This is a genomic window from Chondrinema litorale, from assembly GCF_026250525.1.
Lineage (GTDB): Bacteria > Bacteroidota > Bacteroidia > Cytophagales > Flammeovirgaceae > Chondrinema > Chondrinema litorale.
Genome location: NZ_CP111043.1, coordinates 2,880,430 through 2,902,500, shown reverse-complemented (window position 1 = coordinate 2,902,500; position 22,071 = coordinate 2,880,430). Strand labels below are relative to the sequence as shown.

The window sequence follows — 22,071 nt, the reverse complement described above, 5'->3', positions numbered from 1 at the left end:
TAGTAGCCTTCTGCTACTCTTGCTGACTTACTTTTGTCACTTATTTTCTGAATGGGAGTGCAAATGTCAGAAAAACTTTTTAAACCTCCAAAACTTTTTGAAAAAAAATTTAAACTTTTTTTTCTTCCTAAAGTTAACACCATCACACCCTCCAAAATCCCTCTTTTCTCGCCTCACTTCTAATCTCTCTGACTCCCAATAAACTTCCTTTATTCCATCGCCCCGCGTTTCGGGTGTGCAAATGTAGAAAATACTTCTATACTTGCAAACCCCAATCCGCTTTTTTTTAAAATATTTTTGTTTCCGTTCTTTCAGGGCCGTAAGAAATCAATTCTACACCTACTCCTACATACTTTTCTATGAATGCAATGTATTTTTTAAGGCTATCTGGTAAGTCTTCTACATTTGGATCTATCTTATCCCAAGCTGCAAATGTTTCGTACTCTGGAGTTATATCTAGATCATTTATATCAAAAGGCATTTGATCTGTAACCTCGCCAGTTTCCAACTTGTAATTTGTGCATATCTTGATTTCATTGAAACCTTCTAACACATCAACCTTCATCATATAAAGCTTTGTGATTCCATTAATCATCACAGAATATTTTAATGCTGGTAAGTCTAACCAACCACATCTTCTTTCTCTACCTGTAGTTGCTCCATACTCGCCTCCCACTTCTCTTAGCGTTTCACCTACGTTATCAAAGAGCTCGGTTGGGAAAGGCCCAGAACCAACTCTTGTGCAATACGCCTTAAATATTCCAATTACATCATCCACTTTAGTTGGCGAAACTCCTAAACCAGTACAAGCTCCAGCAGTTGAGGTATTTGAACTTGTAACAAATGGATAAGAGCCAAAATCAATATCTAGCAAAGTACCTTGAGCTCCTTCTGCTAGAATTTTCTTTCCAGAAGCAATATATTCATTAATCATATATTCACTTCTAACCAGCTTAAGTTTTTTGATATATTCTATAGCTTCTAAAAACTCAGAGTCAACATCTGCAGGAATATCAAAATTTAAATAGCTCAACATTGCTTTATGAGAAGCCAATACGGTATTATACCTTTCTTTAAAGTTAGGCATTTTCAAATCTCCGATTCGAATACCATGTCTACCAATCTTATCTTGATAAACTGGACCAATACCTTTTAGTGTAGAACCAATTTTTTTATCACCTTTTTGCTTTTCAAGTGCTTCATCCAACAACTTGTGAGTAGGCAATATTATATGAGCTTTTTCTGAAATGAATAGGCGATTGGTAATATCACCAAATGCTGCATTCGCATTTTCTATTTCTTCTTTTAAGATAACAGGATCTAATACCACCCCATTACCTATAAGGTTGTCTACATTCTCTCTAAAAATGCCAGATGGCAATTGATGAAGCACAAACTTTTTACCATCAAATTTAATAGTATGGCCAGCATTTGGACCACCCTGAAACCTTGCAATAAGGTCATATTTATCTGACAAGAAATCTACGATCTTACCTTTACCTTCGTCTCCCCATTGCAACCCTAATAAAACATCCATTCGTTTATCATTTATTATTTAAAATACCTACTCCTTCTTGTTTTGAATAAGTAATACTACAAATTTTCATTAGTTTAGTTATTGCCAGTAACTTTTGTATATGATGTGGTGGTTTTAGAATAACTAAATCGCCACCTGCTGCTTTTAAAAAATTATAACAGCGAATAATGTAGCTAAGTCCTGAGCTATTCATATGTCTTACTTCAGACACATCGATAATACACTTTACTATATTAAATGATATATAGGTCTTGATGAGTATGAGAATATCATCTTCAATTGAAGAACCAATAATATCTCCTTTTACAGAAACCACAATTACATCATCATATAGATAATAGCTAAATTTCACTGCGACTTAGTTTAATTAATTTGTATAGCAAAATTAAAAAGCAGGAGAACCCTCCTTTTATTTACCTAGCAAAAATAAGAATTTCATTGATGATTATTCCATATTCTCCACGCTTCTTCTGCCTGCATGATCAACATATCTAATCCATTAATAACTTTCGCTCCATTTTCCTGACCTTTTTGCATAAATGCGGTTACATCTGGATTATAAACCAAGTCATACAAATAATGCTGGCTGGTTAATTTGCTATATGGTAAGTCTGGATATGTATCGATTTTAGGCGACATACCTAAAGGAGTTGTATTTACTATTAATGTATACTCTTCTAATAAACTCTTATCTATATCCTGATAAGTAATGTATGCAGAATCATCTATTTCTTTTCTGGAAACTGATAAAAATTCAATGGCTAAGTTTTTACATGCCACTTTAACTGCTTTGGCTGCACCACCAGTCCCTAAGATTAAAGCTTTTTTATTTTCAACTTTATTATCTAAAAAAGAGATAAGAGAGTTTTTAAAACCAAAATAATCGGAATTATACCCTTTTAATTTACCATTATTTATTTTAATCACATTGACAGCACCAATCTCTTCTGCAGCAGCATCTATATCATCAAGATATTTTTTTACTTTTTCTTTATATGGTATAGTTACATTTAATCCATGTAAATTTGAATGCGATTCTAATAACTCTGGTAATTCCTCTATTTGCTTTAATTCAAACAGTTCATAAGCAGCATCATTGATTCCTTCCTTCTGAAATTTTTCAGTAAAGTATTTCTTCGAAAAAGAATGACTCAATGGATAGCCAATAAGGCCAAAAAGTTTCATTTTATTGTATTGGTTAATTCAGTAAAAATTTCAATAAACAAAGAAAAGCTGTAAAATAAATTTACAGCTTTTTAAATTCTTTTAAGAAAGGTAAAAATAATAAAATGAGCGTTAACCAACAGTAATTTCTAGCAGCTCAATTTGAAGATATTTTTTTGCAGTTTCTAAAAGCTCTTCCGAACTCACTTTATTAATCTCAGATACATAATGATTAAAATAATTTGTATCAAGTTTATGGAAATACATTGTCTTAAAATGCTCTGCCAGCGAGAATGGTGAATTGATGGATTTAATAAAACTTCCCACCATGTGATTTTTTACCAGTGCAAGCTCATCTTCACTAATCGCCTCTGTATATAGTGTTCTTATTTCTTTGTAAATTTCCGATAGGGCATCATCCTTTTTTTCTTTAATTACATCTGTGTTTATAAAGAAATACCCTCCATGTTTCAGAAAAACCATATTAGAATGTACTCCATAAGTATATCCTTTTTCTTCTCTCAGGTTTTTCATTAACCTAGAACCAAAATATCCACCAAGTACTCGGTTTAATATTTCGAGCTTTATCGTATCTAGATCTTTTCTTTTATTTATTTGTCTACCTATCCTTATAGATGTTTGCACATTATTGTCGCGCTCCTCATAAAGATTAGCGTAAGAATCTAAACTCATTCCCGGATGATCTTTTACAGTTTTATCTGTAATTAAAGGATCGGTTAGAGTAAGACCAGCAAAATCTGAAATCAACTGCTCAAGAACTTCTTCAGATAAGTCTCCTGATGCTAGCATTTCAAAATTTCTATTCTTAACCTGGCTTTCATAAAAGCTTATCACATCTTGATAATTAACTCCATTTAATATTTCTGGAGTTAAAGCATATCCATAAGGATGTGATTCGCCAAAAATATTTGTACGGAACAGTGAAGCTGCTCTATAAGATGTTTTTTCTTGATTTATCTTTAATTGATGAGTCAGACGTTTTTTTACAGTAGCAAACTCTGACTCAGGCAATAATGCATTAGAGAGAATATCTGTAATTATCTCTGAGATTTTATGTAAATATTTTGAAAGCAGATAAATATCTATAGTTAGGTGATCTGTTCCTCCACCTATCTCCCAAAATATTCCATGGCTTTCAAAATAATTATTTATTTCTTCTGCACTAAACTTTTTTGTCCCCTCTAGCATCAATTTCGAAAGTAGAATACTACTTCCAGGAACTTTCTCATACCATTTTCCTGCATTAAAAATAATTTGCAAGTTAATTACAGGCTGGCTACCAGCACTAATTGCGTGTAGTCGTATACCATTATCTAGCACACGAGAGTCAGCCTGTGTTAAACTTATATCTTTTACGGGAACAAAATCAGGTGGAGAAGACCTGTCTAACATATTTATCAAAAATGTTTCTTAGTTAATTGAATCTAATTTAGCAGAATCTGATTTTCCATTAATATTAAATAATAATGAAAATCTTAATGTATCTGAAAGTGGGTGATTTTGTGTTTTAGACACTAAATAAGAAAAGTCAATACCGAATACCTGATATCTCAAACCAACACCTAAAGTAAAATACTGACGGTTTCCTTTATCTCTGGCTTCGTGGAAATAACCACCTCTTACTGCTACCAAATCGTTATACCAATACTCTAAACCAGTAGCAAACATTAATTCACTCAACTCTTCGCTTAAACCATCAGGAGCATCGGCTACAGACAAAAACATAGCTTCTACCCATCCTTTATCACTGTAATCTTTTCCTGCTATTACATTCCCGTCATCATCAGTAATTGGTGGTGTTGGTACCATTAACTTGTTGATATCAAAAGCAAAGGTAAGTTTATTATATGTATCGAATTCAGTAGTAATTGCTGTACCTATTCTTAAGTTTGTTGGGATAAAATCTTTATTATCTTCGTTAGAATAAGTGATTTTAGGTCCCATATTGCTTAGGTTACCACCAAAAGAAAGCTTAGAACTATAACCTCCTATAATAATCTCATCGTTTACATAATAAGCAGAGATATCTGCTGCAAGTGAATTTGCAGGTTTTGTATCTGTATTAGATGACCCATTTGAATAATCACCAGAAAGATTAGAATGAATAAACCTAGTGGTTACACCCATACTAAATCTCTTAGATAACTTCATTGCATAACTTGCATCAAAAGAAAACTCTCTTGGATTAAAATCTGCGATTACATTTCTATTGATATCAGTAAACTGCATATCTCCAAGATCAAAATATCTCATAGATACACTCACTGCACTGTTATTATTGATTTTCTTATAACCAGATAGGTAATATAAAGCCATATCACCTACAATTTTCTGTAACCAAGGAGTAACAGATGCAGAAACTCCCATATTGTTATCAATAAAAGCAAGTTTAGACGGGTTCCAGTAAGCAGCATTTACATCTGGAGAGATAGCCACTCCTGCATCACCCATACCAGCACTTCGGGCGTCTGGAGCAATAGTAAGAAAGGGAACCGCCGTTACGATCGGATTACTTTCATCTGTCTGCCCTCCAATTGGCGTTGAAGGATTAGTCTGCGAATAAAGCGTAACAATACCAGTAAAGAATGCCAGTATCGAAATACTTAATTTCTTAAAGATCATAATGAATTTTGTATAGTGAATAACTTTAAAACCAAAGCCACAGATTTAATATACAAAGTTAGCTTGAATTAAATGAAATACAATTCCCATTTAACCAGAATAAAAAATGTAAACAAAAACGTAATATAAAAACTGTAACTTAGTAAAGTTGCTTCATCGGCAATATTAGAAGAAAAATTAACCTTGATAAAAAACCTTTATTATGCCATTATAAGTTTGTCCACTTTTTGGATAGTAAAGGTAAACTTTAAAAATATATAATCCACCCTTTACTTTTTTTCTGTCAAAGCTAGAACCGTTCCATTCTGCAATATTAACATTTGATGGACTATTAGTTATACTATTATTGAAAGAATTTACCAATTTTCCAGTAGCATCATAAACGGTTACATCAATTTTCAGCTCTTCTCCAGATAAAGCGTTAAAGAAAGAAAGAGTTGTAGCAGTACTAAAAGGGTTTGGTGAACTCACCAAATTAAAAACAAATCCTTCATCAGTATCAACTACCTTAAACTCTATAGTTTTTTCTGTAGAATTATTATAGTTATCCCAAACTTTCATAGTTAAATTATGCTGACCAACCTCGAGTTCGTCTAGTGGAAAAGAGAGATATCCATTCTGATAATCATCAATCTCACTATAAAAATAATCATTTAACTCATATTCTGTTTCACCATCTAATACTGCTGTGATATCGTGGCCAATGCCATTACCGGTTATATTTATACCATTTTCATCAAAAACATCAGCATATAAAGTTGTATTTGCAGGCACAATGCTACCATTTTCAAAACTTTCATCTTCCAAATAAACTGTAAGCTCTGGTGATTCATTATCCGAATCGTATGAAGCAGTACCTCCAATAATTAAATCACTCACATCACCAGATGCATCTCTAAAGTTTGTAGTATCTTGTGCATAGATACTTATCTTACCAAAATCGAAAGCATAGGAAATATCTTTAGGCACTACAAATGCAGACTTAAACTTGCCATTAGTTACTGTTGCAGTTCCCTTGTAAATAATTGTTCGCTGATCTTCAAACTCCATTACTGTATTGGAGCCTTCGTCTCCGTAGGTGGTAATTGTGGAAGGTTTATCATAAACTGTAATATCCGCCACTCCTTCAAAATTACTTGCCAGTGAATTATCTCTTCTTACCTCGCCCTCAATTTGAATATAATCTAAGGCTTTTAGTGTATCAGTTTCTTCTTGGTTTTTATTTTTTATTGAAGTAATAGTCACTTCATCTTCTGGATAGGCCAACATCATAGATGGATCACCTAACAAAGAAAAGTTTCTATTACTTACACCAGATAAACTTTCATTTTTTGTTTTTCTTTGGATATCTCCCAAGCGGGGCATTTCTCCATTTATTGGCTCAAATACGGCATTGTAAAATGCATTATTTAACTCGAAATTGCTGTGAGAATAAACAGGTCTAGTGGTAGTTACAAGTGCAATAGCTCCACCGTTCGCATTTAAAATGGCATACTCAGCTCCTGAAGTTAAGTTAGGGTTATCGTATCTACCAAACTCACACGTTGCGGTCACAAAAAGTGGCATTTTATACGTATTTTCCCAATTTACAATTTGCCCATCTGTTAGAATTTGCTCGTCTGCCCAGCCAGATTCTGCACCATGCCCACTATAATTCATGATTAAAACCCCACTATCAATTTTCTTATTAATTTCTGCCCTCACTACTGGTGATAATGTTTTACCAGTAGTTGAAGAGACAATTTGTGGGTATGCATCAACAAAAACTCTATTGACGTTAAATACTTCGTAATTCTTATTGATTAGCACACCTAAACTATCTGCCTGATTCTGATGGGTGTTCGCATCACCATCATCTGCAACCAACACCACTTTATCTCGCCAATTACCTAGTGTTTCTTTTGAACTGCTATACCTGATTAACTTATCAACTAAATTTTGAGCTTCAGTTAAAGTATTAACTGGAAGTCTACCTATACCCAATTCTAAATCTGAAGATTCGGCACTACTTTCTAACCACTCTCCTTCATCTTCATCCATAAAACCAAAAAAGTCGTCAGATGAATAAGAGTTTATCATGTATAAAGACTCATACGATTCATAAACTGGAATAAGATTGCCATCTTTGGTTTCATCAGTTCGGTTTTTATAATCGTAACTGCCATCACCAAATAATAACACATATTTTAAAGAATCTGACCCTGAGCTTTTATCGTAAATAAACTTGATAAAATCTCTAATTGCAGTAATATCTTGCCTGCCAGAAGAAAACTCATTATAAATCTCGTCAGTTGTAACTAGATGAGAACTAAGATTATCATTAGACTTTCTGAAATCTGCTAATCGATTTGCTTGCTGTCTAAAATCCTCAACTGTTACAATAATTAGATTTGCAGCACCAAGATTATGGAGGTTTTGATTTGTAACTTGCCCTATTGCCACAGGACTTTTAAACTCAGCCCCATCAAAGGCGACAAATTCTTGAATAGTTTCTGTATTGGCAACAAAGCTCGTAGAATTACTCTCTTTCTTAAGACTAACCTGAAAAACATTTTCTGGGTTAGTGACATTCCAAACTTCAAAATCGCTAGTTATACCTGAGAATGAAAACTTAGAGTAATTGTATTGTAGGCTTTCTGAAGATCGCAAGATCGTTTGAGAATTATAAATGGCATTCTTTCTCAAATATTGAATTGTAAAATAATCAATATAACCTGCATCTTTACTTGAGCTTGTACTTTTATCAAACTCAAAAGACACATCTAAGCTCGATATATTATTCGCTGTGAAATTGTAAGTCTTTTCAGAAAGTCGTCCTTTTACGCCATAGGTATTTGTAGTAATCGCATCAAGAGATACATTGCCAATTCTGTTTCCATTATAAGAAATTTCGAATTCTCCTCCATTAGGTGAAGTTGATAATAAAGCAGCAGTCAAATTAATTTCCGAGTTTTCTTTTATCCCTTCTACCTCATAACTAAAATCATAATTTAAAAGAAAATCAAATCTTTCACCAAACCATCTGCGCCCAGAACCTGAGCCTGAACCACCCATATTCGAAGAAATATTGAGCAAGTTGGTTTCATCAAGTTCATGATGGATTATTTCATCATAATGAGTAATTGTTGCAGAAGCTGCTGAGTTTTCTTCTACAGTCTGAATTTTTAAGGAAGGTTCTGAATCAATTTTTAAAAAGTAGTAGTTTGTATCAGCATACAAATTCATTTCGTGTTGAAAGAGCTCACTCACACTATCGTAATAAATTTTATAAGCGCCTCGCCCAAAAAATAGGATATAATCTGAAGAGCTAAAACCACCATCTCCACCTCCTACTACTTTTACCGGATTTTCAGGCAAATCTTCATATCTTATTGCACTATTTGCCTGTGGTAACATACCAGTTCCATACCCAAGTAGTCTTATATTTTCTGGCTCTGTTGAACTTGCATTAATTCCCAATTGCTCAAGTACAGTAGCATCAATTTTATAAACACCATCTTCTGTTACAGCAATTTTATAAATACTTCCGGTAGCAAGTTCTGAATTCTCTACTTGAGAAAAGGCATTAATAGCTGTAATAAAGATGAAAAACAGAATGGTAAATCCAGACTTCATAAGTAAAATTATAGTACTCCCAGAAAGGAAAAAAATTCAATTAACTAAAGTTCCATGAAAATATATTTTGCCTAAAAATAACAGAGCTTCCCCTTAAAAAGAAGAAGCTCTGTATGCTTTAACAATTAAACCAAATAATCCTTAAAATTTTTACCACATATAAAATGTGTATATCAATATTAGGGTTTTCGGGTTTAACAAAGCAATTAATTCGGTTTAGTATATCTTTTCTTCGATAACCATTATAAAGTTATCGACATGATTCATTTTAAAATCTCATTAAACACTCAATTCTTTTAATTTTTTATTGATCTCGTCAATATCAACAATTCTCTTAGTTTTACCTGAGATGTAAGAGTAAACTGCCGGAATTACATAAAGCGTAAGAAGTGTAGAAAACATCATTCCACCTACTACTGCAATACCCATAGAAACACGACTTTCTGAACCGGCTCCTAATGCTAAAGCAATTGGTAAGATACCAAGTACAGTAGAGAGAGCTGTCATTAAAATAGCTCTAAATCTCAAAGAAGAAGCCTCTACTACTGCTGCCACTCTATTTAAACCACCAGCTTTTTTCTGATTAGCAAATTCTACAATCAGAATAGCATTCTTAGTTACAAGACCAATTAGCATAATAATACCAATCTGGCTAAATACATTTATCGTTTCTCCATAATACCAAAGTGAAAACAATGCCCCAGCTAATGCTAATGGAACTGTAAACATGATGATAAGCGGATCTCTAAAGCTTTCAAACTGTGCAGCTAGTACTAAGTAAACCAGTATCAATGCAAGTAAAAAAGCGAATATGATACTAGATGAACTTTCTTTAAAGTCTTTTGATGTACCATCTAGCGAAGTAGAAAAAGAATCATCTAATACTTTATCTGCGATACCTTCCATGGCATCAATACCGTCGCCAATTGAATATCCCGGACTTAATGTAGCTGACACTGTAGCTGCTACATACCTATTGTATCTGTACAATTGAGGTGGAGTACTTTGCTCGTTTGTTTCTATCAGGTTATCTAGCTGAATTAGATTTCCTTCATCGTTTTTCACGAAAAGTGATTTTATATCTACAGGATCGTTTCTGTCTTCTCTATTAACCTGACCTATAATTTCATACTGTTTACCATTTTTCATGAAATAACCGAAACGCTGACCACTTATACCTAATTGAAGTGTTTGAGCAACATCTGCTATAGACACACCTAAGTCGTTAGCCTTTTCTCGATTGATATTAATTATCAATTCTGGTTTTGTAAATTTTAGGTTTACATCTACAAAGTTAAATGCCGGATTATTTGAAGCCTCTAACTCAAAAGTTTCTAATACACCTTTTAGTTTTTCAAGAGTATTTGCCTGGATAACAAACTGGACAGGATACCTCGCCCTTCTATTACCAATTGTTTGTTCTTGGGTGAATGAACCTCTGGCATCTGTTAAATACTTCAGCTTACTATTTAATCTATCTATAATTTCTGATTGTGATGCTGTTCGCTCTGATGGAGGAGCAAGTACTAATCTTGCAGATGCAGTATTTACAGATGATGAAGAACCGTGTCCGGGAGAAGTTACAGTAACTAAGCCTACCAATTCTGGTGTTTCTTCCTGAACAATTTTAATTAAACTCTGTACATATTGATCCATATACTCAAAAGATGCTCCTTCTGGCCCTGAGGCAGACATACGACCGCCTGATCGATCTTCTAATGGAGCAAGCTCTTGTTTGATGTTTTGTTGCAAAAAGTAAATACCAACAAACGATAGTATGATAAATACAAAAGACAGCCATCTTACTTTCATAAAAGATTCCAGAGAGTTTTTATAAACTTCCGTTAATTTCTCAAAAAACGGCTCTGTAACTCTATACATCCAAGTTTGTCTTTTTCTTTTCTTCAATATTCTTGAAGAAAGCATTGGTGTTAAGGTTAATGCTACAAATGAAGAAATAATTACAGCGGATGCGATCGTAATACCAAACTCTTTAAATAGTCTACCAGTAATACCTTCCAAAAATAAAATAGGCATAAATACCGCAACAAGCGCGACAGTAGTAGAGATTACAGCAAAAAAGATTTCCTCAGAACCTTTAAAACCTGCTTCGAGTGGCTGCATTCCTTTTTCAATTTTGGAATATATGTTTTCCAAAACTACAATGGCATCATCAACCACCAAACCAATGGCAAGTACCACTCCTAATAAGGTTAATACATTGATAGAATAACCTAAAATATAAAGTATAAAGAAAGTACCTGTTAATGAAATAGGAATAACTAATACAGGAATAATTGTGGTTCTCCAATCTCTTAAGAAGAGGAAAATAATTAATACAACCAGTATAAATGCCAAACCAATTGTTTGCTGTACTTCTAGAATAGATTCTCTAATATATCTAGTAGCATCAAAGCTAATATCCCAGTGAACATCTGCTGGTAAATCTTTAGAGATTTGCTCAAGTCTTGCATAAATACCATCTGCAATTTCAATATGATTTGAACCCGGTTGTGGAACAATGGCATTCACTACCATTGGCTCACCATTATATCTTAATAATGTTTTTTCGTTTAGCGCACCCAACTCTGCACGGCCAATATCTCTAAACCTAATTACTCTACTTGCCTCTTCTTTAATTACAAGATTATTATATTCTTCTGGTGTATTAAGACGACCAAGTGTTCTAATACTTAGTTCTGTATTAGTTCCTTCTACAAAACCAGAAGGCAATTCCACATTTTCTTTATCTAGTACATTTTTTATATCTAATGGAGTAATACCATAAGCAGAAAGCCTAGCTGGATCTAACCACAAACGCATGGAGTATTCTCTTTCTCCATAAACCGAGATAGAACTAATACCCGGTACAGTCTGTAATCTTTCTTTAAAAATATTTACTCCAATATCTGATATTTCTAACAAACTTCTTTCATCAGACTGAATGGTAATAAACATAATAGGACTTGCATCTGCATCTGCTTTTCTTACAGATGGTGCATCCATATCTGCAGGAAGGTGTCTTACAGCTCCCGAAACTTTATCTCTTACATCATTTGCCGCAGTTTCGAGATCAACATCAAGCTCAAACTCTACAGTAATTGTACTTGCTCCGTCTTTACTTACAGACGTAATTGTTCTAATACCAGCAATCCCATTAATTGCTTCTTCTAGCGGTTCGGTAATTTGAGATTCAATAATATCGGCATTCGCACCAGTATAAGAAGCCGATACTGTAATAATTGGCGGATCTACACTTGGGTACTCTCTAATACCCAAAAGGTTAAAACCAATTACACCAAAAATGATAATTACTATCGAAAGTACAATGGTAAAAACTGGTCTGGATATGCTGACTGATGATAAGCTCATATATTAAATTTTAAGGCTATTCAGAAAAAAAATAGTAGGGACTTTTTACTCTGGTAATACATTTAAACTTGAGCCATTTCTGATTTGTAAAATACCAGAAATTACTACAGAGTCACCTTCATTTAATCCATTTACAATCTGAATTTTTTCAGGTAAGCGTAAACCAGTTTCTACTTCTACAGATTCTGCCTTTCCGTTTCTAGACAAGAATACTCTTTTGGTATTCATCTCAGGAATTATAGCTTCGGTAGGAACACACAAAGTATTTTCTATGCGATTAAGTATAATTGTAATATTGGCAAATGCACCCGGAAGGATTCTCCCATTTGTATTTTGCGCTTTTGCTCTTAAAGATATCGTTCTGGTAGATACATCAATTTTAGGCTCAATAGCATATATTTTACCTGAAAAATCTTCGTCAGTACCATCTACACTAAAGTGAATATCTGTACCTGTTTTAATTTTTGCCATGTATTTCTCTGGCAAAGTAAAATCAATCTTAATAGTACTCGCATCAACTAAACCTGCAATTACATCAGAAGGAGTAATGTAACTACCTTCACTTATATATCTTAAACCGATTTTACCAGAAAATGGAGCTCTTATTTTTTTCTTGTCGATTTGCGTATTTATCAGATCAATTTCTGAAATAGTGGTTTGTAAATCTCTAATAGTTTCTTCATATTGCTCATCGCTTATCCCTCCTCTTTCATTCAGTTTTTTCTCTCTCTCAGATTTTTTTTCTAAAAAATCACGTTCGTGCTTATACTTCTCTAATTCTGAAACAAGTTCTCTGTCATCAAGCGTAACTAGTAGCTGTCCTTTTTTAACAATATCACCTTCGTTAAAAGAAATAGATGTTACTTTTCCAGAAGATTCACTGGTTATCATTACTTCCTCATTAGGAATAATTGAACCCTTAGAAACAAGTCTTTCTTCAATTGTTTCTTTACTTATCTCCATCGCTCTTACAAATATGCCTTTATTTTCTTTGCCAGAAGTGGTTACAGATTGACCGTCTTCAGCCTGAGAAAAATCCATCTTGGCAATTACCAATGTTGCAACAATAATTACAATTAGACCAATAGAGATTGTTTTAGTATTTAATTTCATCAACCAAGTATTATAATGAATTTTGCAATTGCATTTTCACAATATGCTCCAATACAAATTTAAACATTAGAGGTGCTAATTTATGCTGATGAATTTATGTATTCGCCAAGAGGCGTTTTTTACCACCCTAATGTTGTTATTAGGCTGCTAAACAACTTCTTAATCGTTTTAACTGTAATAATAAATCATATTTCCCTGTATAAACAGCAGCTTTTACCCTACTAACACGCACATCTTTTTATAATAAAATATTAAAAGTGTACTTCCTACAAGTATTCTTACTTATAAATCGGCAAGTAATTTTTCGATTATATACTTACTAAATTTATTAGCTCTTCACTTTTTCCATCTTTTTAAAATTAAAGTAGATAAAAAAAGGCTCGATTACATCATAAAAATAGCCTTCCAACATTATTACATAAACCTTTTCAAAGTTTACAACCATTAACAGTCTATATACTCAGTAAAAACTTTACCATGAAATCTTATTTATTTCTTTTAATGTTATTACTATGTCAGGTTATTCACCTATATGCTCAAGAAGAACATCAAGCAACAAAGGCTGATGCAATCGAAGAGTTTTATAAAAAAGGTGAAATGATGAGAAAAGCCAGACAATATGATAAAGCTTTACTCGAATATGATTATGCACTGGCAATTAGTGATACTATTTCAAGAGTTCATTATGCAAAAGGACTTACCTATTATGCACAAAAGAATATGGTAAAAGCCATTGAGGTGATTGAAAGAACTGTTGAATTAGATAAAAAGAACACACAAGCTTATAACCTGCTTGTTAAAATGTACAGTCAAGCTGAGAATAGTGACAAAGTAATTGAATCTTTAGAGAGATTAGCAGAAGCTGAGGAAAATGTAAAAGAAAAACAAATTACTTTACTTAAAGTAGCAGGTTATTATATCAAGAAAAAGCAATTTGAAAAAGCGAAAGAATATACAGATAAATCTTTAGCACTTGATAAAACAGACCTTGAAACACTTTACTATTCTGCACAGGTAAATAATGCTTTAGGCAATTACGAAGATGCTAAGAAAAGCATGGAATCTGCTACAAGTACTATTTCATCAGAAGACCCTAAAGTATATGCTAAGTTTTATTATGAGCTTGGTTACGCTTACCACTATTTAAAAAATTACGAGAAAAAAGAGCAGGCTTTCTTAAAAGCAGACTTTGGTCCGTTTAAAGCTTTAATTGCAAAACTTACTCCTGACTATTTCTACAACCTCGGTTCTTGCTACTCTCAAATTTATGATTTGAGCAAAGCAGATGAAATGCTTAAAGAGGCATTAAAGATAGATGAAGAACATCCTTCAACTAATCAGTTACTTGCTGAAATAGCAATTAAAGCTGAAACTCATCCTCAAAAAGCCATAGATTATTACAAAAAAGCCATTGAAGGTGAAGAAGATTCTAAGAAAGCAGTAAAACTTTACGAGACAGTAATAGAACTTCTTTTGAGTTCTAAGAAATACGAAGAGTCTATTAAAGTAGCAGATGAATGCCTTTCAAAAGCTTTAAATGCCAGAAATATTCTATTGATGAAAAGTATGGCTTTACATAAAACTGACAAAACTGCTGATGGGCTAGTTATTCTTGAAAAACTTATACTTGATGCAAACATTACTCCTTTAGAGATGGTGAAATATAATTTTGCTGCAGGTGTTATGTTCCGCACTCAAAATGATTTTGATAAGGCAAAAGAAGCTTTTGCAAAATCAATTAAAGGACCTTTTGGTACAGTAGCACAGTACGAATACGAATTAATGCATATTGATACTGCTGATAATCAAGCTGCTGAATAGCATTTTAAAATAATTTGCTGTTTTTAATCTCATTATACATTACATACTGTTTTTTATGCCTGCAAAAATTGATTTCTTTTGCAGGCATTTTTTATTCTTAAATGATTACAAATTTAAAACAGATAAGTAGCAAAGTAGATAAAGCATTTCTTAAAAAGCTCATACATTTAGCATTACCCATCTCCCTCCAACAAATGCTTACAGCCTCATTTAGTCTGGTTGATGTTGCTATGGTGGGCCAATTAGGCACAATCCAACTCGCTGCAGTTGGTTTGGTAAGTAAATCTTTCTTTGTAAGCATACATATATTGGGTGGCTTGGCAAGTGGTGCAGGAATATTAGCCGCACAATATTTTGGAAAAAAAGACAAGACTCAATACATATCTGTACTATTAATTACCCTAACTGTTTCTCTTTTATTTACCATTCCCCTAATAGGTATAGCTTTTTTCTACTCAGAAGAAGTAATGCATTTGTTGTCAGACAATCCAGCAATTATCGCCGAGGGAGAAATATACATCAAAACTTCTTGCCTATTCCATATGCTTACAGGTATAGTACTGGTTTATGGAGCAATGTTGAGAAGTATTCATCATTCTATTTTACCTATGATTGCTGGCCTGATAGGAATCATTTTAAATACCTTTTTAAACTACTTATTAATATTCGGGCATTTCGGATTTTCTGCTATGGGGGTTAAAGGTGCAGCAATAGCTACTGTACTTTCAAAATGTTTAGAGTTGGCTATTCTTCTTTTAATCATCCATTATAAAAAATATCCACTCATAGTCAACCACCTTTATTACTTTAAAGAAAGCTTTGTAAAAAAGAAAATTAAATTACTGCTTAAGACTGCATCTCCAATAGTTATGAGTGAGCTTTCTTGGTCTATGGGAGTTTTTGCTTATTATATCATATATGGATACATAGGAGCTAATGAGCTTGCCGCAATGAGTATGCTCGAACCTCTAGAAGGAATTTTTATTCAATTTTTTGTGGGATTTGGTGCTGCATGCACTATTATTTTAGGAAACCAACTTGGTGCAGAAAAACCTGAAGAAGCATTTAAAACTGCAAAATTGTTTATGTTGCTAATTCCATTGGGTGGTATTGCAGCAGGAATTCTACTCATCTCCTGCTACCCTTTGGCAGTGTTATTTTTTGATAATATTTCTGATGAAGCATTGGCACTTAGCAGACAGATTATTCTTTTATTAGGCTGTATGATGTTTTTAAAACTTTTTAATATGACTACCATGTTTGGTATTTTAAGAAGTGGAGGAGATACCAAATATATTTTTATGATTGATCTGGTTACAATGTGGGGAGTGGGTGTTCCTCTTGCATTTATTACCGCATTTATATTGGAATGGCCACTTATTATGGTTTTAAGTATGCTAGTAGCTGAAGAAACTGTGAAAATGATATGGTCGATGTACCGTGTAAACTCTGGTAAATGGCTTAATAATTTAGTTTCCTGATGATTTTTTTTCGATTTAATCTTACTGCCTTTTTGTTCTTTATTTCCTTTTCAATTAATGCACAAACAGTAAAGAAAATTGATGCAAAAAACATTGAAACAATAGCATTAGACAGTCGTGGCAATATTCATATTGTAAAAACAAACCAAGAAATTGCCGAATACTCATCTGATGGAAACTTTGTAAGATCATTTATTCCAGAAAACAGAAATCTAGCAAGCTATTTAGATGTTAGCAATCCATTCAAACTCTTCTTCTTTTTTCGAGATTTTCAGGAAATCCTTTTTACAGATAGGTACTACTCCCAACTATCATCCATTAATCTATACCAATTCGGATTCGAAAATATAAGCTGTGCCTCACCTTCTAGAAATGGAGATTTATGGCTTTTAGAAGAAGGCATTAATGAAGTATATAGGTATTCTCTACTTCAGCACCAAAAGATTTTAAACTTTTCTATCAAACAGCATCTTAGCAAAACAGAATACCCAAATTACATAAAAGAAGTCCATCATTATTTAGTTGTTTCTACAAATCAATCTATTCATTTTTTAGATCAAACTGGAAACGAAATTAACAATTTCGAAAAACCAGTAGACTGTATTGCAGAATATGTTTCGGATAATTTAATCTGGATGGCAACTAAAAATGAAATTAAACAAATTGATACTAACACACTCAAAACAAAAAAAACTGTATCAATGCAAAAGCCAGTTGAGCACTTGCTTTACAATTCTTCTAATAATAAACTATTGATTTTTTCTGAAGGGAGCATTTACTTTTATAATGCAACAGACCTATTTCAATACTGACACCAAATGATTTAGGGCTTCAGTAGTTTCGTTATAATTGCTTTTCAACTGCTTAATAAAAACCGCCATATTTTTCACTTCTTCTGCTTTTGCCAAAGCCCTTATTTTTAATATTGAAGCAACCATTTTTGATGCTCCTACTGTACCACAACTACTTTGCAGGTTATGTAAAATTTTTCTAATTTCTAAAAAATCTTTCTTACCAAATGCCTGATCGAGTTGCTCAAGATAAACTATACTTTGATTGGTAAAAACATGAGTTATTTCTTGCAAAAAAATGGGGTCATCAAAAACGATTAATCTACTATATACTTGCTTGTCGATAATTCCGGTAGTAAAGACTGTATCTGTTGCTTCCATGCATAAGAGTTTACAAGATAACTGCCAAAGCCCTTATAGGAATATAAAAACAAACTACAGGTTAACAAAATTAAACAAGTGGAGCTACAAAACCTGGCTTTTGTGGACTAAGTGTACTGTTAAGAATACTGGTTGTACGCGTTTTAATTCTAACATCTGAACCTGCATCTGCAATAATTTGCTGTAAAACTTCACGCTCATCTAGCTGTTGTAGTCCCGATGCAGTATTTACCCCTCTTCTTGCCGCCACTTTCTCAATTGCAGATTTAAACACTTCCCTAGTTTTATTAATCCACTGGTTAACTGTTAAGTCTACCATTAGGGCACTTCCCATAGGAGAACTAATAATTCTATTAAGAGCAATACCACTCAAATTTAAGCCACCAGTACTAATGTCTGTAGTAATACTTAAAGCTGGTCTTACATAACCAATTACCGCTCTTTCTAACTGTGCTGTATATAATTGAGGGTGATATGCTGCTCTAATAAAAGCACCATATAATTGCTTGTCTGACTTTAAGGCTATTTCTGCATCTAATCCTTCTGTTTCGTGCTTACCAGTTACAGCATGTAGGTCATATACTTTTAGGTTACCATCATGAATTTCGCCATTTCTTGTAATGATATCTACATCGATTCCCACTTTCTCGAAAAACTCGGCGAATAATTGCGGTTGGTTGTTTTTCATGGTGGCAATTACCGCAGAAAGCGACCCATTAGTATTTCCACCTTTACCTGCAAACTGAATGAATCCCCAAGAGAAATTCGCTTTATCGTATGTATTTATAGCATCGAAGTTCCCTTCGTGATGAGAAACATATTTTAATCCCAAAGCCATATTTTCATCAAGACCTAAACTTTCGAAAACAGACACCGGAATATCAGGCATAGAATTGCCTCTAAAACCGATTCCATTGTAGTATTCATTATAACTACTTCTTACAAAGTTGTTAAACTGAGAAGTAATATATTGCCCTTGTAGTGTAGGATGAGGAACTACCAAAGTATAATCTGTATACTCTCTTAAAACTTTATAAGTAACATCGTTGGGTGCAACTACTCCACTAGTATAAGAGCTTGTGCCCAACATTTGTACATGCTTGTCATTTTTTGTCCAGTAGCTCACATTGTACTTAGACTGGAAACTTACCAATGCAGAAACAGTTTTAGGAATACTCCCCTGCCCTATTGGCGAACTGCCTAATCTTGATTTTAAAACATTAGGCGATTCCCCGTGATTTGGAGTTAACAGGCCTAACTGAATAAGTCTGTTTTGAACTTTTTCAAGGTCAGCGGGAAGATTATTATAAACTTTCCCTACTGAAGATTGTAAACCAGTACCAAAAATGTCAATCCCATTTACTTCTTGTAACTGGAATATACTTCTGGCTTTTTCAATACTGGTAGCTTTGCTACTTTGATAAGATGGGACAGAAGTTGTTTTCTTAGCAGGAATCAACAATTGTTGTCCCACATACAATGCTCCACCAGATATATTATTTAATCGTACTATTTCTTCTGGAGTAATACCGAAGCGATCAGCAATTTTTGCCAACCAATCTCCCGATTGCACAGTATAGCTCTGAAAATTAGAATTGTTTGCAGGAGCTTGACTTGAAGGCGCTTTTACCCTAAGCATCTGCCCTACATATATAGTTGCATTGGCTGCTAGATCATTTAACTCCAAAATCTTTTGTGGTGTGGTTCCATATTTTTGCGCTATCGCATATAAAGAATCGCCTCGCTGTACTGTATAAACATCACTACTAAGTTCAGTCTGTGTATTTACAGTAGGCGCAGCTTCTGTTACTTTAGTAGTCGTAGTCTCTCTTATTTTTAATTCTTGCCCAATGTATAAGCGACTTTGAGTACTCAGGTTATTTAATTGTAAAATATACTGAGGAGTCGTATTATACTTCTGCGCTATCGCATAAAGCGTGTCACCTTTTTGAACTGTGTAATAATCTGACTGCTCTGTTTGTGTAGTGGTAGTTTGAGTACCACCACTTGGAATTACCAACCGTTGCCCAGGATAAATACTCGTTGAAGCACTCAATCCATTTTGCTGTTGAATTGCATCGGCAGATGTATCAAACTTTTGTGCAATGGCATAAAGAGAGTCTCCCGTTTTTACAGTATAATATTGAATATTACCTGTAATACTACTCACTGTCGGTACTGTAGTAGTTGTACTCCCGCTAAGTTTAGAATCAGCTTTTACTTTTAATTGCTGCCCAATATATATTGACTGGTTAGCATTTAACCCATTTAATAATAAAAGTTGCTGCGGAGTAGTATTATATTTTTTTGCAATAGAATATAGAGAATCACCTCTCCTCACTGCATAATATTGCCCTAAACCCGGATTTAAACTACTTGTACTCGCACTACTCGTTGTGCCTTCTGAAACAATTAAACTTTGTCCAATGCTTAAGGTATCATAAGCATTCATATTATTTAAATCGAGAAGTTCAGTAGTACTGAGGTTATATTTTTTGCCGATGCTATATAAAGTTTCTCCAGGCTGGACAACATGTATCATAAATAAAAAAATATTTTCAGAGAAATATGCTTAACTCGCTTCCAATGAAATTGAGCTAAAAGTACTTTCTTAGTTAGGTTCAAAAAGAAATTGTATTATTTAAATAATGAGAACCAGCTGCAAAAAGTACTGAGATTAAAAAATAATTTTTGAAATATGAGAATATACTCTCAAAAATTTTGCTAATTCCTGTATTGAAAGATTTATCTAAAATAATTATCCAATAATCAGAATTTATGGAAAAATAAAAATAATCTGATTCAGAAAGAAGTATCTACTGTTTTTTATTGATGATAAGAGAGAATAAGCCAACCAAGTTTCAGTAAATCTTATTTACCACCTTGAGAAAGGTATTGCTGGTATTGCAGATAGCTATTATTAATTGCCTGATATAACAATTCACCTTGCAAAGAATAACCTTTACCAGTAAAATGCAATTTATCTCTTTGAGACAAGCTGTTGCTATACCATTTATTCATAGACTCGAAGCCACCCATTACATGGTATAAATCCCAAACTGCCAAGCCTATTTCTCTGGCTACCTCAAAAATTGCCTGTCTGGCTTTTTCATTATTCTTATTAGGATAGCGCCTTCTCCTGTAATTATCTGCTGGTGTGGTAAGTATAAAATTAGTATGAGGAGAAACTTGTCTTATTTTATTTACCAAAATGCGCATATTTGTTTTAAACTGTTGCTGATTAAAAGCATACATATAGGCATCGTTGGTTCCTAAAGATATTATTACTAGATCAGGTGACAGTATTGCAGCCTGCTTCTCAAAATCCTGACAACGAAAATAACTGCTTACATCAGCAGAGTTTACTCCAGAAGCACTGTAAACTATTCCCGGATCTGTGTTTTCAAGTGTTACTCCTTGTAATACAAACTTACTTTGGCTGTCTCTGTTTTTAGAAATTACAAATTCTACCGAGGTTTGAGGCTTTCGAAAGGTAAATTCTACATATCCGTCTCCTACAAAATAGCCCGAAACAGAATTTCCAGCACTTATTTTTGGAACAATATCAAATGAAGATGGATCTGTGTTTGGGTAAAAGACTTTTACCTTTCTAATGTTATAAGTGAAGTTATCAATATTTGGATGCAGTGAAAAAGTAGAGCCTGGAGTATATGTTTCTATAGTTATTCCACTAATTCCCCATCGGCTTATGTCTTTACTTCTTACGCTTCTTTTGCCTGTCCATCCACTTGAGAAGAAAGTTTTATAATTATAAGGGTTGTTGGTTCTGGCAGCACTGTAGGGAAACACAAAACCTCTGGCAGACATCGGAAATCGATCATCTTCCATAAATTTCTCTCTCACTCTACCAGAAAACATATCAGCCTGAATGTGAGAGTCTCCAATATGGAAAACACTAATTTGGCAATCTTTTTTTATCTCAAGCCTGTTGAGCTTAGTAAAGAAATTACTTAAAGCATCTGGTTGGAAATACAATAACTGGTTATCATCGTAATTGACAAAGTCATAATCCATATACCACCAGTCACCTTTCTTTTCTTGAGCAAAAGCAGATTGCACACCCGAAAATTGCAGAATGAAAATAACATTTAGCCAACAAATAATTTTTAATAGGAAATTATTCTCCATAAAA

Annotated in this window: 14 protein-coding genes; 3 read left to right on the top strand and 11 right to left on the bottom strand. The window is 33.5% G+C overall.

Annotated elements, in window-relative coordinates; genetic code table 11:
• Positions 1 to 286: 286 nt before the first annotated feature.
• The 8 genes from OQ292_RS12015 to OQ292_RS11980 all read right to left on the bottom strand — a co-directional run bounded on the left by OQ292_RS12015 (position 287) and on the right by OQ292_RS11980 (position 13,444).
• A complete protein-coding gene (locus OQ292_RS12015; protein ID WP_284682378.1) occupies positions 287 to 1,537 on the bottom strand; it encodes an adenylosuccinate synthase in 1,251 nt (416 codons plus the stop codon).
• 7 nt (positions 1,538 to 1,544) lie between these two features.
• The gene (locus OQ292_RS12010; protein WP_284682377.1) at positions 1,545 to 1,889 is read right to left on the bottom strand and encodes an STAS domain-containing protein; all 345 of its coding nucleotides are present in this window, start codon (positions 1,887 to 1,889) and stop codon (positions 1,545 to 1,547) included.
• Positions 1,890 to 1,972: 83 nt separating this feature from the next.
• Positions 1,973 to 2,722, bottom strand: coding sequence for a shikimate dehydrogenase family protein (locus OQ292_RS12005; protein ID WP_284682376.1), 750 nt, complete (start codon positions 2,720 to 2,722; stop codon positions 1,973 to 1,975).
• A gap of 111 nt (positions 2,723 to 2,833) precedes the next feature.
• Positions 2,834 to 4,114 carry a M16 family metallopeptidase gene (locus tag OQ292_RS12000; protein ID WP_284682375.1) on the bottom strand — a complete coding sequence of 427 codons (1,281 nt, stop codon included), beginning with the start codon at positions 4,112 to 4,114 and terminating at the stop codon, positions 2,834 to 2,836.
• An 18-nt stretch (positions 4,115 to 4,132) separates the two neighbouring features.
• Positions 4,133 to 5,344: a type IX secretion system outer membrane channel protein PorV gene (gene porV / locus OQ292_RS11995; protein ID WP_284682374.1), complete on the bottom strand. Its 1,212-nt coding sequence runs from the start codon at positions 5,342 to 5,344 to the stop codon at positions 4,133 to 4,135.
• Positions 5,345 to 5,521: 177 nt separating this feature from the next.
• Positions 5,522 to 8,959, bottom strand: coding sequence for a type IX secretion system sortase PorU (gene porU, locus OQ292_RS11990; protein ID WP_284682373.1), 3,438 nt, complete (start codon positions 8,957 to 8,959; stop codon positions 5,522 to 5,524).
• Between the two features lie 279 nt (positions 8,960 to 9,238).
• Complete coding sequence (locus OQ292_RS11985; protein WP_284682372.1) at positions 9,239 to 12,331, bottom strand: efflux RND transporter permease subunit; 3,093 nt, start codon at positions 12,329 to 12,331, stop codon at positions 9,239 to 9,241.
• A 45-nt stretch (positions 12,332 to 12,376) separates the two neighbouring features.
• The gene (locus tag OQ292_RS11980; protein WP_284682371.1) at positions 12,377 to 13,444 is read right to left on the bottom strand and encodes an efflux RND transporter periplasmic adaptor subunit; all 1,068 of its coding nucleotides are present in this window, start codon (positions 13,442 to 13,444) and stop codon (positions 12,377 to 12,379) included.
• 477 nt (positions 13,445 to 13,921) lie between these two features.
• Between OQ292_RS11980 and OQ292_RS11975 the strand changes: the two genes are divergently transcribed.
• The 3 genes from OQ292_RS11975 to OQ292_RS11965 all read left to right on the top strand — a co-directional run bounded on the left by OQ292_RS11975 (position 13,922) and on the right by OQ292_RS11965 (position 17,558).
• Positions 13,922 to 15,265, top strand: coding sequence for a tetratricopeptide repeat protein (locus tag OQ292_RS11975; RefSeq protein WP_284682370.1), 1,344 nt, complete (start codon positions 13,922 to 13,924; stop codon positions 15,263 to 15,265).
• A 101-nt stretch (positions 15,266 to 15,366) separates the two neighbouring features.
• Complete coding sequence (locus tag OQ292_RS11970; protein WP_284682369.1) at positions 15,367 to 16,746, top strand: MATE family efflux transporter; 1,380 nt, start codon at positions 15,367 to 15,369, stop codon at positions 16,744 to 16,746.
• Positions 16,746 to 17,558, top strand: a complete 813-nt coding sequence (locus OQ292_RS11965; protein ID WP_284682368.1) for a hypothetical protein — start codon at positions 16,746 to 16,748, stop codon at positions 17,556 to 17,558. Before OQ292_RS11970 ends, OQ292_RS11965 begins: the two co-directional genes overlap by 1 nt.
• Here the strand turns inward: OQ292_RS11965 and OQ292_RS11960 are convergent.
• The 3 genes from OQ292_RS11960 to OQ292_RS11950 form a co-directional block, all read right to left on the bottom strand.
• Entirely contained in the window at positions 17,544 to 17,918 is a 375-nt protein-coding gene (locus OQ292_RS11960; RefSeq protein ID WP_284682367.1) for an Hpt domain-containing protein, read from the bottom strand. The genes OQ292_RS11965 and OQ292_RS11960 overlap by 15 nt on opposite strands.
• Before the next feature lie 70 nt (positions 17,919 to 17,988).
• Positions 17,989 to 20,460 (bottom strand): LysM peptidoglycan-binding domain-containing protein, encoded by a 2,472-nt coding sequence (locus OQ292_RS11955; RefSeq protein ID WP_284682366.1) that lies wholly within the window; start codon positions 20,458 to 20,460, stop codon positions 17,989 to 17,991.
• Between the two features lie 329 nt (positions 20,461 to 20,789).
• A complete protein-coding gene (locus tag OQ292_RS11950) occupies positions 20,790 to 22,067 on the bottom strand; it encodes a GDSL-type esterase/lipase family protein (protein WP_284682365.1) in 1,278 nt (425 codons plus the stop codon).
• Positions 22,068 to 22,071 lie beyond the last annotated feature (4 nt).